This is a genomic window from Rhodococcus sp. MEB041, from assembly GCF_030208955.1.
Classification (GTDB): domain Bacteria; phylum Actinomycetota; class Actinomycetes; order Mycobacteriales; family Mycobacteriaceae; genus Rhodococcoides.
This window is the reverse complement of the sequence record NZ_JARVSZ010000004.1, coordinates 261,226-276,032: the sequence shown is the minus strand read 5'-3', so window position 1 is coordinate 276,032 and position 14,807 is coordinate 261,226. Positions and strand designations below refer to the sequence as shown.

The 14,807-nt window shown below is 69.2% G+C and carries 17 protein-coding genes and 1 riboswitch; of the genes, 5 read left to right on the top strand and 12 right to left on the bottom strand.

Annotated features, from left to right (window positions below):
* Positions 1 to 8: 8 nt before the first annotated feature.
* The gene (locus tag QRN16_RS13320) at positions 9 to 1,190 is read left to right on the top strand and encodes a zinc-dependent alcohol dehydrogenase (RefSeq protein WP_027506400.1); all 1,182 of its coding nucleotides are present in this window, start codon (positions 9 to 11) and stop codon (positions 1,188 to 1,190) included.
* Positions 1,191 to 1,198: 8 nt separating this feature from the next.
* On the opposite strand, the gene QRN16_RS13315 is transcribed toward QRN16_RS13320, so the two are convergent.
* Entirely contained in the window at positions 1,199 to 1,561 is a 363-nt protein-coding gene (locus tag QRN16_RS13315) for an STAS domain-containing protein (RefSeq protein ID WP_056443708.1), read from the bottom strand.
* Between the two features lie 207 nt (positions 1,562 to 1,768).
* Between QRN16_RS13315 and QRN16_RS13310 the strand changes: the two genes are divergently transcribed.
* Positions 1,769 to 3,703, top strand: a complete 1,935-nt coding sequence (locus tag QRN16_RS13310; RefSeq protein WP_285187348.1) for an acetoacetate--CoA ligase — start codon at positions 1,769 to 1,771, stop codon at positions 3,701 to 3,703.
* A 9-nt stretch (positions 3,704 to 3,712) separates the two neighbouring features.
* Here QRN16_RS13310 and QRN16_RS13305 read toward each other — a convergent pair whose 3' ends face one another.
* On the bottom strand, positions 3,713 to 4,570 hold the full coding sequence (locus QRN16_RS13305) for an NmrA family NAD(P)-binding protein (RefSeq protein WP_197027820.1): 858 nt from the start codon (positions 4,568 to 4,570) through the stop codon (positions 3,713 to 3,715).
* Between the two features lie 144 nt (positions 4,571 to 4,714).
* Here QRN16_RS13305 and QRN16_RS13300 point away from each other — a divergent pair, with 144 nt between their 5' ends.
* Positions 4,715 to 5,113 carry a winged helix-turn-helix transcriptional regulator gene (locus tag QRN16_RS13300; RefSeq protein ID WP_197027821.1) on the top strand — a complete coding sequence of 133 codons (399 nt, stop codon included), beginning with the start codon at positions 4,715 to 4,717 and terminating at the stop codon, positions 5,111 to 5,113.
* Here QRN16_RS13300 and QRN16_RS13295 read toward each other — a convergent pair.
* Complete coding sequence (locus tag QRN16_RS13295; protein WP_027506404.1) at positions 5,110 to 5,343, bottom strand: DUF3072 domain-containing protein; 234 nt, start codon at positions 5,341 to 5,343, stop codon at positions 5,110 to 5,112. The genes QRN16_RS13300 and QRN16_RS13295 overlap by 4 nt on opposite strands.
* Before the next feature lie 167 nt (positions 5,344 to 5,510).
* On the opposite strand from QRN16_RS13295, the gene QRN16_RS13290 reads away from it, so the two are divergent.
* Positions 5,511 to 5,672 carry a hypothetical protein gene (locus tag QRN16_RS13290; protein WP_155957078.1) on the top strand — a complete coding sequence of 54 codons (162 nt, stop codon included), beginning with the start codon at positions 5,511 to 5,513 and terminating at the stop codon, positions 5,670 to 5,672.
* Positions 5,673 to 5,704: 32 nt separating this feature from the next.
* Here the strand turns inward: QRN16_RS13290 and yczR are convergent, their stop codons facing one another.
* From yczR to QRN16_RS13275, 3 genes are all read right to left on the bottom strand, one after another.
* The gene (gene yczR / locus QRN16_RS13285) at positions 5,705 to 7,168 is read right to left on the bottom strand and encodes a MocR-like transcription factor YczR (protein ID WP_285187344.1); all 1,464 of its coding nucleotides are present in this window, start codon (positions 7,166 to 7,168) and stop codon (positions 5,705 to 5,707) included.
* Positions 7,169 to 7,212: 44 nt separating this feature from the next.
* The gene (locus tag QRN16_RS13280; protein ID WP_051613506.1) at positions 7,213 to 7,575 is read right to left on the bottom strand and encodes an LGFP repeat-containing protein; all 363 of its coding nucleotides are present in this window, start codon (positions 7,573 to 7,575) and stop codon (positions 7,213 to 7,215) included.
* 127 nt (positions 7,576 to 7,702) lie between these two features.
* On the bottom strand, positions 7,703 to 8,992 hold the full coding sequence (locus QRN16_RS13275) for an adenylosuccinate synthase (RefSeq protein WP_027506406.1): 1,290 nt from the start codon (positions 8,990 to 8,992) through the stop codon (positions 7,703 to 7,705).
* 292 nt (positions 8,993 to 9,284) lie between these two features.
* On the opposite strand from QRN16_RS13275, the gene QRN16_RS13270 reads away from it, so the two are divergent.
* Entirely contained in the window at positions 9,285 to 9,947 is a 663-nt protein-coding gene (locus QRN16_RS13270; protein WP_285187341.1) for a hypothetical protein, read from the top strand.
* Here the strand turns inward: QRN16_RS13270 and QRN16_RS13265 are convergent.
* From QRN16_RS13265 to QRN16_RS13240, 6 genes are all read right to left on the bottom strand, one after another.
* A complete protein-coding gene (locus tag QRN16_RS13265) occupies positions 9,944 to 10,786 on the bottom strand; it encodes an energy-coupling factor ABC transporter ATP-binding protein (protein WP_037186296.1) in 843 nt (280 codons plus the stop codon). The genes QRN16_RS13270 and QRN16_RS13265 overlap by 4 nt on opposite strands.
* Positions 10,783 to 11,538, bottom strand: coding sequence for a cobalt ECF transporter T component CbiQ (gene cbiQ, locus QRN16_RS13260; protein WP_285187339.1), 756 nt, complete (start codon positions 11,536 to 11,538; stop codon positions 10,783 to 10,785). Before cbiQ ends, QRN16_RS13265 begins: the two co-directional genes overlap by 4 nt.
* Positions 11,539 to 11,865, bottom strand: coding sequence for an energy-coupling factor ABC transporter substrate-binding protein (locus QRN16_RS13255; protein ID WP_027506409.1), 327 nt, complete (start codon positions 11,863 to 11,865; stop codon positions 11,539 to 11,541).
* The gene (locus QRN16_RS13250; RefSeq protein WP_204869804.1) at positions 11,858 to 12,541 is read right to left on the bottom strand and encodes an energy-coupling factor ABC transporter permease; all 684 of its coding nucleotides are present in this window, start codon (positions 12,539 to 12,541) and stop codon (positions 11,858 to 11,860) included. Before QRN16_RS13250 ends, QRN16_RS13255 begins: the two co-directional genes overlap by 8 nt.
* Position 12,542: 1 nt before the next feature.
* A riboswitch (adenosylcobalamin (AdoCbl) riboswitch) is annotated at positions 12,543 to 12,689 on the bottom strand.
* Between the two features lie 57 nt (positions 12,690 to 12,746).
* A complete protein-coding gene (locus QRN16_RS13245; RefSeq protein ID WP_222633144.1) occupies positions 12,747 to 13,661 on the bottom strand; it encodes a cation diffusion facilitator family transporter in 915 nt (304 codons plus the stop codon).
* A gap of 129 nt (positions 13,662 to 13,790) precedes the next feature.
* Positions 13,791 to 14,663, bottom strand: a complete 873-nt coding sequence (locus tag QRN16_RS13240; RefSeq protein WP_285187335.1) for a type IV toxin-antitoxin system AbiEi family antitoxin domain-containing protein — start codon at positions 14,661 to 14,663, stop codon at positions 13,791 to 13,793.
* Positions 14,664 to 14,807 lie beyond the last annotated feature (144 nt).

Here is a 14,807-nt window from a genome sequence, read left to right as displayed (position 1 = left end):
GGCACATCATGAGAGCAGTGACCTGGCACGGCAAGCGCGACGTCCGCGTCGACAACGTCCCGGATCCGACGATCCAGGATCCGACGGACGCCATCATCGAGGTGACGTCCACCAACATCTGCGGCTCCGATCTGCACCTCTACGAGGTGCTCGGGCCGTTCATGAACGTCGGTGACATCCTCGGCCACGAACCGATGGGCATCGTGCGCGAGGTCGGCAGCGCCGTGTCGACGCTGGCGGTGGGAGACCGCATCGTCGTCCCGTTCCAGATCTCGTGCGGCTCGTGCTTCATGTGCGATCAGTCGCTGTATACCCAGTGCGAGACGACCCAGGTACGCGAGACCGGTATGGGCGCAGCACTGTTCGGCTACTCCGAGCTCTACGGATCGGTGCCGGGCGGCCAGGCGCAGTACCTGAGGGTGCCGCACGCCGACTTCACCCACATCAAGGTCCCGGAGGGCCCGAGCGACGAGCGATTCGTCTACCTGTCCGACGTACTGCCCACCGCGTGGCAGGCCGTGCAGTACGCGGGGGTGCCCGAGGGCGGCTCGCTGACCGTGCTGGGCCTCGGTCCGATCGGCGACATGGCGGCACGCATCGGCACCCATCTCGGATACCGCGTCATCGGCGTCGACCGCGTACCCGAACGGCTCGAGCGTGCCCGCGCTCGCGGCATCGAGACGGTGGATCTCCGGGCCCACGGCGGGCAGGTGGGGGACGTCGTCCGCGAACTGACCGACGGCCGCGGTACCGACTCGGTCGTCGACGCGGTCGGAATGGAGGCCCACGGCTCACCGGTGGCCAAGGCTGCGCAGCAGGTGGCCGGTCTGCTCCCGGACGCCCTCGCGAAACCGTTCATGGAGAAGGCCGGAGTGGACCGCCTCGACGCGGTGTACTCGGCGGTCGACATCGTCCGCCGGGGCGGCACGATCTCACTGTCCGGCGTGTACGGCGGCGCGGCGGATCCGATGCCGATGATGACCATGTTCGACAAGCAGATCCAACTGCGCATGGGTCAGGCGAACGTCAAGAGGTGGGTCGACGACATCATGCCGTTGCTGACGGACGACGATCCGTTGGGCGTGGACGATTTCGCGACCCACACCCTGCCGTTGACGCAGGCGCCGCACGCCTACGAGATCTTCCAGAAGAAGCAGGACGGAGCCGTGAAGATCATCCTGCGTCCGTGACGAGCGGGTCAGCTCGCGAGCGGCTCCGGTTCCACCGAAGCCACGACCGGCACGAGACGGGTGAGGCCGAGGACACCGAGAGTGCGCCGCACCCGAGGTGACGGCGAGATCACGACGTCGATCGCGGTCGGGGCGTCCGACAGGACGTCCTCGATCGCGGTCACGCCGGCCGAGCTGAAGAACCGGACGTCGGTGAGGTCGACCGTGACGGGGCCGTCCGAGACGGCCGCTCGGAGGCAGCGGGTCAGGTCGCGCGCGGTGACGAGGTCGACGTCGCCACGGACGGCGACGATGCGGCGGCCGTCGTGGCCTGCGTGGACGACGACGTCGAACGGGCTGGAGGAGTGGTGGGAAGGAGCAACCGTGGTCATCATGTTCCTTCTGCGGCGCTGCTCGGACGCGGTGTCTCGCACCGGTACCGAGGGTGTAGCGAAGGGCCCTGGGCTGGACCGCCTTGCAGACAACTCTGATCGATCGACATCGCGGTTCGGCGAACCGGAACATCACGATCAGGTCACGGCGGGTAACGGAATGATCACGGCGCCGGGCTCGCCGAGCGGGTTCATCAGACTGTCCTCATGAACCCCCGCCCTCTCGCCCGGTTCTCGGACTCGGTCGTCACGTTCACGGGACGCTCGTCTTCCGACTACGGCGCACTGCATCGCTGGTCGGTCGACGAGCCGGAACAGTTCTGGGCCGGCGTCAGCACCTTCTTCGACGTGCCGCTCACCGGTCACGAGTCCGTCCTGTCCCCCTCGGAGGACCCCCGCGTGTTCAGCGGGCGGCAGTGGTTCCGGGGTGCCCGCGTGAACTACGTGGATCGCGTACTGGCGTGGTGCGACCGGTCACCCGAGTCCGTGGCGATCATCGACGACACCGAACCGGGCGGGCTCGGCACCCGCACATCGTCGTACGCGGAACTGGCCGAGCAGATCTCCTCGATCGCCGCCGCGCTGCACCGCCTCGGCGTGCGGAGCGGCGACCGGGTGGCCGGTTACGTCCCGAACACGACCGAGGCCGCCGTCGCGTTCCTCGCCACCGCCGCACTCGGCGCCGTCTGGACCTCGTGCGGGCAGGACTACTCCGCGGCCGCCGCGGTGGACCGGCTCGGACAGCTCGAACCGACGGTGTTGGTGACCGCCGACGGCTACCGCTTCGCCGGTGTGGACCGCGACCGCCGGGACCAGGTGGCGGTACTGCAGGCCTCGATTCCCTCCCTGCGGGCGGTGATCGCCTTCTCCCGACGCGGCACCGACGTACCCGGAGCCGTCCGATGGGACGATCTGCTCGACGAGGGGCGCGGTGGCCCACGGGTGATCCCCGAGCCTGTCCCGTTCGACCACCCACTGTGGGTGCTGTTCTCCTCCGGCACCACCGGGCGCCCCAAGGGCATCGTTCACGGACACGGCGGTGTGCTGCTCGAGCACCTCAAATCTGCTGCGCTGCAGTCGGACATGACCGAGGACGACGTGTTCCTCTGGTACACCTCACCCAGCTGGATGATGTGGAACTACCTGCTCGCCGGGCTGCTCGTGGGCTCGACCGTCGTCTGCTACGACGGCAGCCCCGGCCATCCGGACGCCGGCGCACTGTGGGAGCTCGCGGCGCGGCACCGCGTGACCGTGCTCGGCACCAGTCCCGGGTACCTCCTGCACTGCGAGAGTGTCGGGGTCGAACCGGCTCGGGCACAGGACCTCTCGGCACTGCGCATTCTCGGGGTCACCGGGTCGGTCCTCCCCGCCGCGGCGCACGGCTGGGTGGCGGAGCACGTGGGGCGGTCGGTGCACCTCGCGCCGGTGTCGGGCGGCACGGACGTCGTCAGCGGATTCGTGGGAGCGCCCACCGGGGTGCCCGTGGTCCCCGGCGAGATTCCTGCCGTGAATCTCGGTGTCGCTCTGGAGGCGTGGAGCGACGACGGGACCCCGCTGGTGGACGAACCGGGTGAGATGGTCATCGTCGCGCCGATGCCGTCCATGCCCGTCGGGTTCTGGAAGGACCCGAGCGGTGACCGCTACGCCGACGCTTACTTCTCCACGTTCCCCGGCGTCTGGCGGCACGGCGACTCGATCACCGTGACCAGCAGGGGCAGCGTGGTGATCCACGGACGATCGGACGCCACGCTCAACCGCAACGGTGTGCGCATGGGCAGCGCCGACATCTACGGCGTGGTCGAGCGTCTGCCCGGCATCGCAGAGAGTCTCGTCGTGGGTCTCGAACGCCCGGACGGCAGCTACTGGATGCCGCTGTTCGTCGTCACGTCCGACGACGTGGAGCTCGACGACGATCTGCGCGAACACATCTCGGCGGCGCTGCGGAGGGAGGCCTCGCCGCGTCACGTGCCGGACGACATCATCGAGATCCGCGCCGTGCCGCACACGCGGACCGGGAAGAAGCTCGAGATCCCGGTCAAGAAGATCCTGTCGGGTGCGGACCCGTCGACGGTGGCCGATCCGGAGTCGGTCGACGACCCCGACGCGCTGCGCTGGTTCGCGGCGCTGGCGCCGGGGTCCTGACCTGTCGGCTCAGCTCAGCGTGGCGCGCAGCGCGTCGACGGCCGAGACCGGCTCACGCTCGAGCAGTCGAGTCAGATCTCCCGACTCGGTGTCGAGGTCGCCGCGGGCGATGCCCGCGTCGGCGCTCGCCAGCATCTGCGCGACGGGCGCGGGCAGTCCCGCACCCTCGAGCGCGCCGATGTGCTCGTCGGTGCTCAGATCCTGGTACTCCACCGGCGCGCCGATGATCTCGGAGATCGCACCCGCCAGACCCTCGTACGTCAGACGCTCGCCGCCCAGCTCGTACACGGCGCCCGCCTGGTCGTCGGCGATCAGCACCGCGGCCGCGGCCGCCGCGTAGTCGGCCCGAGCAGCACCGGCCACGACACCCGACCCGCCGCTCCCGATGATGGCGCCGGTGTGCTGTGCCTGGCCGATCGACGCCGCGTAGTTCTCCCAGTACCACCCGTTGCGCAGCAGCACGGACGGCACGGAGGACGACGCGAGGCGCTCCTCGGTGGCGACGTGCTCGGGCGCGAGACTGATGCCGCTCGTCGGCGCCTTCAGCACACTGGTGTATGCGATGAGCGAGACACCGGCCGCCTCGGCGGCCTCGATGACGTTGGTGTGCTGCGGGATTCGCTTCCCGGGCTCGGAACCCGACACGAGCAGGAGCTTGTCCACCCCGTCGAGAGCGGCGCGCAACGCAGCGGGATCCGCGTAATCGGCGACGCGGACGACGACACCGCGCGCCGCCAGGTCGGCGGCCTTGGCCTCGTCGCGCACCACGGCCACGATGTCGCCCGCGGCGACCCCGTGATCGAGGAGCGATCGAATCACTGCGCTGCCGAGTTGTCCGGTCGCGCCGGTCACCGCTGTCGTGGTCATGAGCATGTCTCCCTGGAGAGTGAGCGTCGTCCGGCGCACCACGAGGGTGTGCCGCTGCGACCGATCCGGCCGTCGGCACCACTATGCACTTACTGTTCGTGCAGTGCAACATTCCTCGTAATCACTTACGGACCAGCTGGTAGGATGGCACTCGTGCCCGACACCGACCCGACACTCGAAGCCGACGTGTTCTCTCGCCACTGCTCGTCCCGCGACACGATGCAGGACATCACCAGTCGCTGGGGCCTGCTGGCGCTCGCCGCGCTGCACGAGGGGCCGTACCGGTTCGGGGCTCTGCGGCGGCGCGTGGACGGGGTCAGCGAGAGGATGCTGTCGCAGACACTGCAGCGGCTGGAGCGTGACGGGCTGATCACCCGCACCGTGCTCGAACAGATTCCGCCGAAGGTGGAGTACGCACTCACCGACCTCGGGCGCGAGACGGCGACCCGGCTCGTCGGCCTCATCGAGTTCGTCGAATCGACGCTTCCGACCGTGACGGCCGCGCGCGCCGAGTACGACGCGCGCGGCACGGACGGGGTCTAGCTGGTTCCGCGGCCCGTCTCGGACTGCAGCTTGTCGATCATCTCGGACGCCTGCGCCTTGGTCAGGTCCGACGGCACCTCTTCGCCGGCCTCGCGGGCCAGCGTCTCGAGGTAGCTCAACTGGGGGCCGGTGGGCGGCTCGTCGCCGGTGACCCAGTCGGACGGATCCTTCTCCGCGCTCTGGTCGACGTCCGCATTGCCTGTCTTGGTGGTGTCATTCGCATCGCTCATACGTTCGACTGTACCCACGAGTACCTCCGCGCAAACCGACGCGAATCGGCGAGCAGGCAGCCGCCGAGCGCGCCGATCGAGATTCATTCCGGTTTACTCCGTAAGAAACCGATCCAAGTCTCGCGTTTCACAGAATGTTTTCAGTTCGAGGTGCTACAAACGGAATCGTGATAGTCGTCGTGGTCGTCGGAGTGGTGTGGCTGCTGGTTGCCGCGGGTGCCGCAGTGCTGCTCGGACGCGCCGCATCGCGCGCGGACCACGAGGAACTCGGCTCCGAGCTCCAGTGGGACATGGCCGAACTCGATCACGAGGTCTTCGGCTCCCGCTGACTGGCCGACCATTCTCCGTCGGTCGCCCCACTTCACAGCACGACGGCAGAATAATCCCCGTCGGTCGGTTTCAGGGATTGGTACGCGAACGCAATTCGGTCGATCGCAGCCTCCAAGCGATCGGCACCCTCCGTGTACGGCAGGCGCACGTGGCGCTCGAACGCCCCATCCACCCCGAACCGCGGCCCCGCCGCCAGCGCCACCCCGTGGGCCGGCGCGATCGCGGCGAGAGCCGTGGACGCCGCGGCAGGCATCTGAACCCACAACGACAGGCCGCCCGGCGCCGGGTCGTACGACCAGTCCGGAAGGTGCCGCGCCAGAGCCGCCGTCAGCGCATCGCGGTTACCACGGAGTTCCGCGCGGCGGGGAACCAAGATCTCCTCGTGCCGCTCGATCAGTGCCGCGCACGCGAGCTGATCCATGATCGGCGTGCCGATGTCGACGGCGGCCCGCGATGTCGCCAAGCGAGAGATCAGCGACGGCGACGCCCTGATCCAGCCGACCCGCAGACCACCCCAATACGCCTTCGACGCGGACCCCACGGTGACGACGGTGCCGGGATGCCCCACCGCCGCGACCGGAGCGGGCGGCGCCTCGTCCAGCCACAGGTCGGCCATCGACTCGTCCACCACCAACGTGGTGCCGGTCCGGCGGGCGTTCGACGCCAGTTCCGCGCGGCCGGCGACATCGAGCAGAGCACCCGTCGGATTGTGGAAGTCGGGCAGCACGTACGCCATTCGCGCCCCCGTCTGCACCGTCGCGTCGCGAATCGCGTCGAGGTCCCATCGCCTCGACGAACGCGCCGATCCAGGGGTCGAGTACTCCCGCGGCCTCAACGGAACGGGCACCGCGCGCGCCGCAGTTCGTCGAATCGCCTCCAGCGCATTGGGATACGTCGGGTGATCGACCACCACCCGGTCACCTGGCGACACCAGCACCTCGAGCAGCAGCCGCCAGGCCTGCTGCGCGCCGGACGTCACCATGATCTGGTCCGGCGACGTGGGCAGCCCCCGCTCGTCGTACCGGCGAGCCAGGGCCTGCCGCAGTGTCGCGAGACCGACCGGCTCGATACCGTGACCCGTGTAGTAGGCCGGAAGTGCCTCCAGCGCAGCGGCGTACGCCTGTGTCACCTCGTCGGACGGGGCGGTGACGGCGGCATGGGTCAGATCGATCACCGACGCCGCCGCGCGGGCCGGCCGCCCCGCCAGGGTGGTCCGCGGCAGTGCGACCGTGCTGCGGGAACCCTGCCTGCTCAACAGGTACCCCTCGTCACGCAGTGCCGCGTACGTGTTGGTGACGGTGGTGCGGGACAGCGACAGGGCTCCCGCCAGATCGCGCTCACTGGGCAGGGCGACGCCCAGGGGGATGCGGCCGTCGTGGACCAGGAGCCGGATCCCGTCGGCGAGTGCCCGGTAGACCGGCCGGTGCCGCCCCGACGGCCGCCAGTGCCCGAGGTCCCGCGAGAGAGTCGAGGCACCGATCACGCGAGTCACCATGAGGTCCAGTATCCACCTCGGTGGACACCGGGGTGCAGTCCAGTTCAGGCGGTGCGGACGGATCCCATGAGGAATGCCCCGGTACCCGGGAGCCATCCGACGGTGCCGTTCTCGAACACGTTGTAGCGGCCGTGGCCCGTCGGAGTGCGCTTCTCGTCGGTGAGCGGGTAGCCGAGCGATCCACTCGGGCCGCCGTGCGCGAGGTACCAGGCGAGGATGTCGCCGTGCACCTCGTGCGCGCCGCCCTCGGGGAGCGCGAAGACCATGGCGTGCTGGAACTCGAGCATGCCGCCGCCGCGCGGCCCCAGCATCAGCTCGCCGACACGGTCACCGATCCACGAGTGCTCGAAGCTGAAACGCTCGAACTGGCACTGGAAGACCTCGAGCCCGACGTAGGTGCTGTCCATAGCGGTCCTCCACTGACCTGCTCTCGCCGAGAGGGGGATCCGTGTTGTTCCACCTCATAGCGAACCTGAGCCACAGTATGAGCCATCCTGGCGTTATCGTCACGCCATTTGTGATATCTCGACCGTGTCAGGACAGGATGTCGCGCCGCACGATGGTCTGGTCACGGCCCGGACCGACGCCGATGTACGACATGTACGACCCCGAGAGCTCCTCGAGACGCAGCACGTACCTCTGGGCGTTGACGGGCAACTCCTCGAAGGTCCGCGCCCCCGAGATGTCCTCCCACCACCCGGGCATCTCCTCGTAGATCGGCTTCGCGTGATGGAACCCGGTCTGCGTCATCGGCATGTCGTCGTGACGCACGCCGTCCACGTCGTACGCGACGCAGATCGGGATGGTGTCGAGCGAGGACAGTACGTCGAGCTTGGTGAGGAAGTAGTCGGTGATGCCGTTGACGCGCGTGGCGTACCGCGCGATGACGGCGTCGAACCAGCCGGTGCGCCGGGCGCGGCCTGTGGTGACACCCACCTCGCCGCCCTGCTTGGCCAGGTACTCGCCCGACTCGTCGAACAGCTCCGTCGGGAACGGGCCGGAGCCGACGCGCGTGGTGTACGCCTTCAGGATGCCGAGGACGGTGGTGATCCGACCCGGGCCGACGCCCGAACCCACGGCCGCGCCGCCCGCCGTCGGGTTGGACGACGTGACGAACGGATAGGTGCCGTGATCGACGTCGAGGAGCGTGCCCTGCGAACCCTCGAGCAGCACCGTCTCGCCGCGCTCGAGCGCCTGGTTCAACGCGAGCCGGGTGTCGGCGATGCGGTGCTTGAAGCCCTCGGCCTGGCCGAGCACCTCCTCCACCACCTTCTCCGACTCGAGCGCGCGGCGGTTGTAGATCTTGGCGAGCACCTGGTTCTTGAATTCCAGTGCGGCCTCGACCTTCTGGGTCAGGATCTTCTCGTCGAGGACATCCGCCGCGCGCACTCCGACACGGGCGATCTTGTCCTGGTAGCACGGGCCGATGCCGCGTCCGGTGGTGCCGATCTTGCGGGCACCGAGGAAGCGTTCGGTGACCTTGTCGATGGCCACGTGGTACGGCATGATCAGGTGCGCATCGGCGCTGAGCAGCAGTTTCGACGTGTCCACGTCGCGCTTCTCGAGGCCGTCGAGTTCGGTGAGCAGCACACCCGGATCCACGACGACGCCGTTGCCGATCACGTTGTTCACACCGGGCGAGAGGATGCCCGACGGGATGAGGTGAAGCGCGAACTTGTCGCCGTTCGGCAGCACCACGGTGTGGCCGGCGTTGTTGCCACCCTGGTAGCGCACCACCCACTGCAGTCGCTCGCCGAACAGATCCGTGGCCTTGCCCTTGCCCTCGTCGCCCCACTGGGCGCCGATGAGGACGATTGCCGGCATGTGTTGCTCCATCACTCGGGTGGACAGCCGGACCATCCCGGGCTGTGGCACGTGTCGGAACGCACTTCGTGACGTGCGGAACGCGCACCGACCATGACCGGTGACACAGTGTACCGCCCGAGACGACACGTGCCGCTCACAGCCGACCGCACACCGTACTGCCTGGTCTTCTGTCGCGGCGGCACGGTCAAAGCGACGCGAAATCGAGACCGGGCAAGCGCCTTCCCGGGGTCCACGACGACCGTGTCCTGATTAGGGTGGGGCAGACCCGTCCGGCTGAGAAGGAATTCGCGTGACTCCGCTCGTCTTGCAGTGCGGCAGGCCCTTGCTGCCCATCGCGCTGTCCTCGCTACCGCTCACCGCGGTACCCGAGGTGCCGTCGAAGGAGGAGTGCGACGCCCTGCTCGCCGAACTCGACGCGGTACACGACCCCCGGCTGATCGTGCTCGGCACCGACGCCTCGCTCGCCGCCGTCCTCACCCGGTTGATGCGGCGCGACCGACTCGACATCGAGCTCGCCTACGTCGCCGAGACCGCCAGCGAGGCCAGCCACCTCTTCCGCGTCGGCACCGGATCGCGCGCCGCCAAGGTCGCGCTGTCCGGCACCGCCTCCCCCACTCCCCTCATCCGTGACGACGCCGGATCGGCCGTCGTCGGACTCGCCACCGTCTCGGGGCCGTCGGGCCACCTCGTCGGCGAGGCCTACGTCGACGACACCAAGCTCTTCTCCGGTGAGGTGCCGGGCATCGAGGTCACCCCGACGCTCGAGATGCCGGGACTCCGAGCTCGGGTGCAGGGCAAGCGCGGACTGTTCCGCCGCCGCTGGATCACCGGCCGGGCGATGCAACTCGGAGCCACGGCGGCGCGTCTGACGAAGGACGGCATCGACATCCCCCGCGAGACCACCCGGTCCACCATCTACCGCCACGACAAGCAGTGGTTGCTCGTACGTTAGCGCCGACTGATACTGCTGCTCAGCATCTTTCGTAGTTCTTCGGCGTCCCGTGGTCGCGATCCCGGTTCGAGCATTCCGTCCCGGACGAGGTCCGCTGCGAGCGCCAACGGCCACGGTGTCCGCAACCTGGCCCGTCCCAGCAGGTCGATGTCCGACAGCAACGTCACCGGATCCCCCTGCACCACAGCGCCGTCCACGACCACGGCGACCGAGTGCGACCACTCCAGCGCCAGGGCCACGTCGTGTGTCGACAGCACCACGGTCGTGTGGTGATTCTCCAGGCGGTGCAGCGCGGCGAACATCTCGTCGACGCCCTGCGGATCGAGCCCGGCCGTCGGTTCGTCGAGCAACAGGATGCACGGCCGCATGGCCACGGCGCCGGCCGTCGCGACGCGTTTGCGCTCACCGTAGGACAGCTGGTGCGTCGGCCGGGACCGCAGATGGTCGATGCCCATCACCTCGAGCGCCGCCTCCGTGCGCTCGCGCACCTCGTCGGGCCCCAGGCCGAGGTTCACCGGACCGTAGGCGACGTCTCGGTACACGTCGACCGAGAACAACTGATCGTCCGGATCCTGCAGCACCAGTTGCACTTCCTGGCGATGCGCCCGCAGGCCCGACCGGCTGTGGCGCAGTGCGACGTCGTCGATCTCCACCCGGCCGCCATCGGGAACGATCGCTCCGGACAGGCACCGCAGCAGGGTCGTCTTGCCCGAGCCGTTGGCGCCCAGGAGCGCCACCCTCGCCGCGGCGGGAACGCTCAGGCTCGCGCCGGCCAACACCGGCGGCCCGCCCTGATACCGCACCTCGAGGTCGCGGGCGGTGAGAGTGCGGTGGCTCATGCGCGATGTCCCAGCAGGGACAGCGCCACCACGGCTCCCAGCACCGCCACGACGGTCACCAGGAAGCTCGGCGAACTGCGCTGCCGGTCGACCGGATCCGCCGAGACCGCGTCGCCGAACTCGCGACCCGACAGCCCCGCCTCGAGCCGCGAGGCCCGGTCCCACGACTTGATCAGCACAGCGGCCGTCAGCAGACCCGCGGAATGCAGTGACCGGCGCGGCGACGAGTAGCCGAGGCGGGCGGTCTGCGACTGGCGGATCGTGCGTACCGACGACAGCAGCACGAACAGGAAGCGGTACATCACGGCGGCGACGTCGATGCATGCCTGCGGTACCCGCAGCCGTCGCAACCCGGTCAGGATGTCGATCATCGGTGTCGTGACGGCCAGCAGGAGCACGGCCGACGTCCCGGCGATCGCGTGACCGGACACCTCCAGCGCTCGTCGCGCGCTGTCGGCCGTGACCCCGACACTCCAGTCCGGCGTGGCGGTCACCGTGACGGCGACGGAGACGGCGCCGAGGGCGATGAAGGCTGCGGGCGCGGTGAGCGCACGCAGCACCGGCCGGAGCGGTGTGCGGGCAGCCCCGACGGCCGCACCGAGCGCGACCACCGTGACGATCAGCGCGCCGGGCCACGGCGGGAGCAGCAGCGCGCACAGCACGAGACCCAGCGACAGTGCCGCCTTGTCCCCCACCGCGCGCGTGCGCCACGGACTGGCCCAGGCCGCGTCGTCGACCGCGAGACCCTGCACCTACGTCCGTTCGAGTTCGGTGCGGAGCGCGTCGAGCTTGCGCCGACCGCGCAGCGCCGCCAGCACGTACCCGAGGACGAGCCCACCCAGCGCGGCCTGCAGCGCGAAGAGTCCCGACTCCACCTCGCCCGACGTCGGCGAGAACACCGACTCGAACCACGGCACGTAGTCCGGGTGATCCTCCTCGATCTGCGACGTGGCGGCCGAATCGGTACCGACGAACCGCTCCTCGTCGCCGCTGCGTCCCGCGTCGAGCATCAGCGCGGCGCCGACGATGAGGACGATCCCGAGGACGAGCAGCAGGTTGATCACGACGTTCCTACGCATCGACGGCACCCTTCTCGCGGCGGAGCACTCCGAGGTCCCGCAGCTCCGGCGTCGCCACGGTCCGCAGAACGCGGAACACCAGCACACCCAGCAGGCCCTCCGCGATGGCGAGCGGAATCTGGGTGACAGCGAAGATGGACAGGAACTTGGTGACCGCTCCGAGTACGCCGCTCTGCGGATCCGGGAACGCGAGCGCGATCTGCACCGACGTCGTGCAGTACGTCGACAGGTCGGCCAGCATCATCGCGAAGAACACCGACAGCGACAGACCACCGCCCAGCCGGCCGGTGAGACGGAACGCGGCGTACCCCACCCACGGGCCGACGATCGCCATGGAGAACGCGTTGGCGCCCAGCGTCGTCAGGCCGCCGTGCGCGAGCAGCAACGCCTGGAAGAGCAACACCACTGTGCCGAGGAACGCCATGACCGGCGGCTTGAACAACACCGCCCCCAGCCCAGTTCCGGTGGGATGACTCGAGCTGCCCGTGACGGACGGCAGCTTGATGGCGGAGAGAACGAAGGTGAAGGCACCGGCAGCACCCAGCAGCAGACGGCTGCGGGGGTTCTCCCGGACCTGGACGACGACGGCGCGAGCGCCGTGAACGACGAACGGCGCCGCGGCGCACGTCCAGACTGCCGCGTGAACGGGTGGCAGAAAACCCTCGGCGATGTGCACGAGTGGAACTCCTCAGATTGCGCGTCCGATTCGAGTCTCACGTGCCGGATCGGCGATCTGACTCACGGACGACGAGGCCCGCTCACAGTGGCGCGACCGTTCCGGATTCTCACCGGATTCCCCTCGCCAGCACGTCGCAGGTACTGACCTGCCGTGTCATGGTCGCACAGGTGTTCCGATGCCTGTCACCATCCCGGCCGGCCTGCTACCAGGTGAGCTCGTCGCGGCAGGTGGCACCGTGCACCGCGGGCTCGACCTGCACGGTGGCGTGGTCCAGGCCGTAGGCCGAGAGCACTTCCTTCCCGCGGGCCAGCATCACCGATCCGGAACCGTCCGACGTGATGTGCACCGTGGCGACGTCCATGCCGGTGGTGAGGGTCCAGACGTGCAGGTCGTGGACGTCGACGACTCCGGGCAACGCCCGCAGATCGGCCTCGAGCGCACCGATGTCCACCGACGACGGGCTGGCCTGCGTGAGGATGCGCAACGACTGGCCGGCGAGCGAGAGTGCCCGCGGCACCACCCACAGCGAGATGGCGATACCCACGACGATGTCCGCCCACGTCCAGTCGAACGCCAGGAGCAGCACACCGGCGACGAGCACCCCGACGCTGCCCACGGTGTCCGCGAGCACCTCGAGATAGGCCCCGCGTACCGCGATGGAGTCCTTCGCGTCGGCGCGGATGAGCAGCATGACGACGATGTTGGCGACGAGTCCCGCGGCGGCCGTCAGCACCATCGCGAGGCCCGGGATGTCCGGCTGGTCCCCGATGCGGCGGATCGCCTCGACGAAGATGAAGACCGCTACCCCGAGCAGCAGCACCGCGTTGGCGACAGCGGTGAGGACCTCGGCCCGGTGCCACCCGAATGTCCGTGCAGCGGAACTCGATCCGCGCCGGGCCATCGTGAGCGCGACGAGGCCCATCGACATGCCGATGATGTCGGTGAGCATGTGCCCAGCATCGGCGAGCAGGCCCAGCGAGTTGATGATCAGGCCGACAGTCAGCTCGAGGGCGAAGAACGCGACGAGCACGAACCACGCGATCCCCATGCGTCGAAGCCGCCCGGTGCCGGCCTCACCTGCCGCCGGTGTGTGCGCATGTCCGTGCCCCGCTCCCATGATCGAGACCATACATGCGAATGTGTGCATATGGTGAGTCACGCTTCCCGCGGGGGTTCCGTACTCGAGGAGGGGTTGCAGCGTCCGCGGGAACACGGAACGGCAGCGGGAACCCAGAGACCTCCGGCGTCAGCGGAACGCGATGGCCATCCCGGCCGCGAGCAGACGCCGTAGCCGTTCGGGATGACGCAGGTCGTCCCACGTCCACCGCACCACATGGCAGCCGAGCGCGCGGAGGGCGTCCTCGCGCAGCTTCTCGTCGATCACCGACTGTGCTCCGCCGCGATACTTCATCAGCCCGTCGAACTCGCCCACCAGCCGACCGTCCCAGTCGAAATCGGTGCGGGCCACGATGCGACCACGATCGTCGAGGAAGCGATGCTGCAGCCTCGTCGAGGCAATCTCGGGCCACTGCATCATCAGGGCTCGGCTCCACGATTCGCCGATGCTCTCGGTGAGAGGGCTCGCGAGGTCCACCGCGCGGCGGGCGGTGGCGATGCCGCGACGGCGCCCGAGCCGTGCGAGGCACTCCTGCAGATCCGGCGCCTCCGTGCGGAGTGCGGACTCGACAGCGCACAGCGCACGATCGAGTCCCACTGTGCACGCGATGTCGAGCGCCGTCCGCGTCGGCGTCGTGACCTGCACACCGTCGACGGTGGTGACGTCCAGCGGGGACAGCGGGACCCGGTGCTCGGCGACCCTCCTCGTCGACGCACCACCTCCTCGACCGTCGACGCTCACGTGCACCCGGTCTCGGTCGGGAGCGAGAAGGGGGAGCCGATGCAGCGCCGCCGCGGACTCGTGACTGGCGACGGCCACCGCGGTGCGTCCCGCCATGACTCCGAGCACGCGCAGGCGGTAGCGCTCGTCTGGTGATGCCGACGCCCACTCCGAGCCGGGGCCGTAGGAGCCGCGGCTCACGCGGACCAGTTCGCCGCGCCTCACCAGACCGCGCAGCGCCGCATCTGTCACGTCACCGGTCGCGCGGCGGTGCAGGTCCATGGCGGTGAGTGTCGATCACGCGCGGACGGGGACACGCCTTCCTGGCGCCCGCCTGTGGAGCACCCTCGTCCTGTGTACCGGCAGCTCCCGCAGGGCTTCCGTACTCGAGGAGGGGTTGCAGCGTCCGCGGGAACATGGAACGGC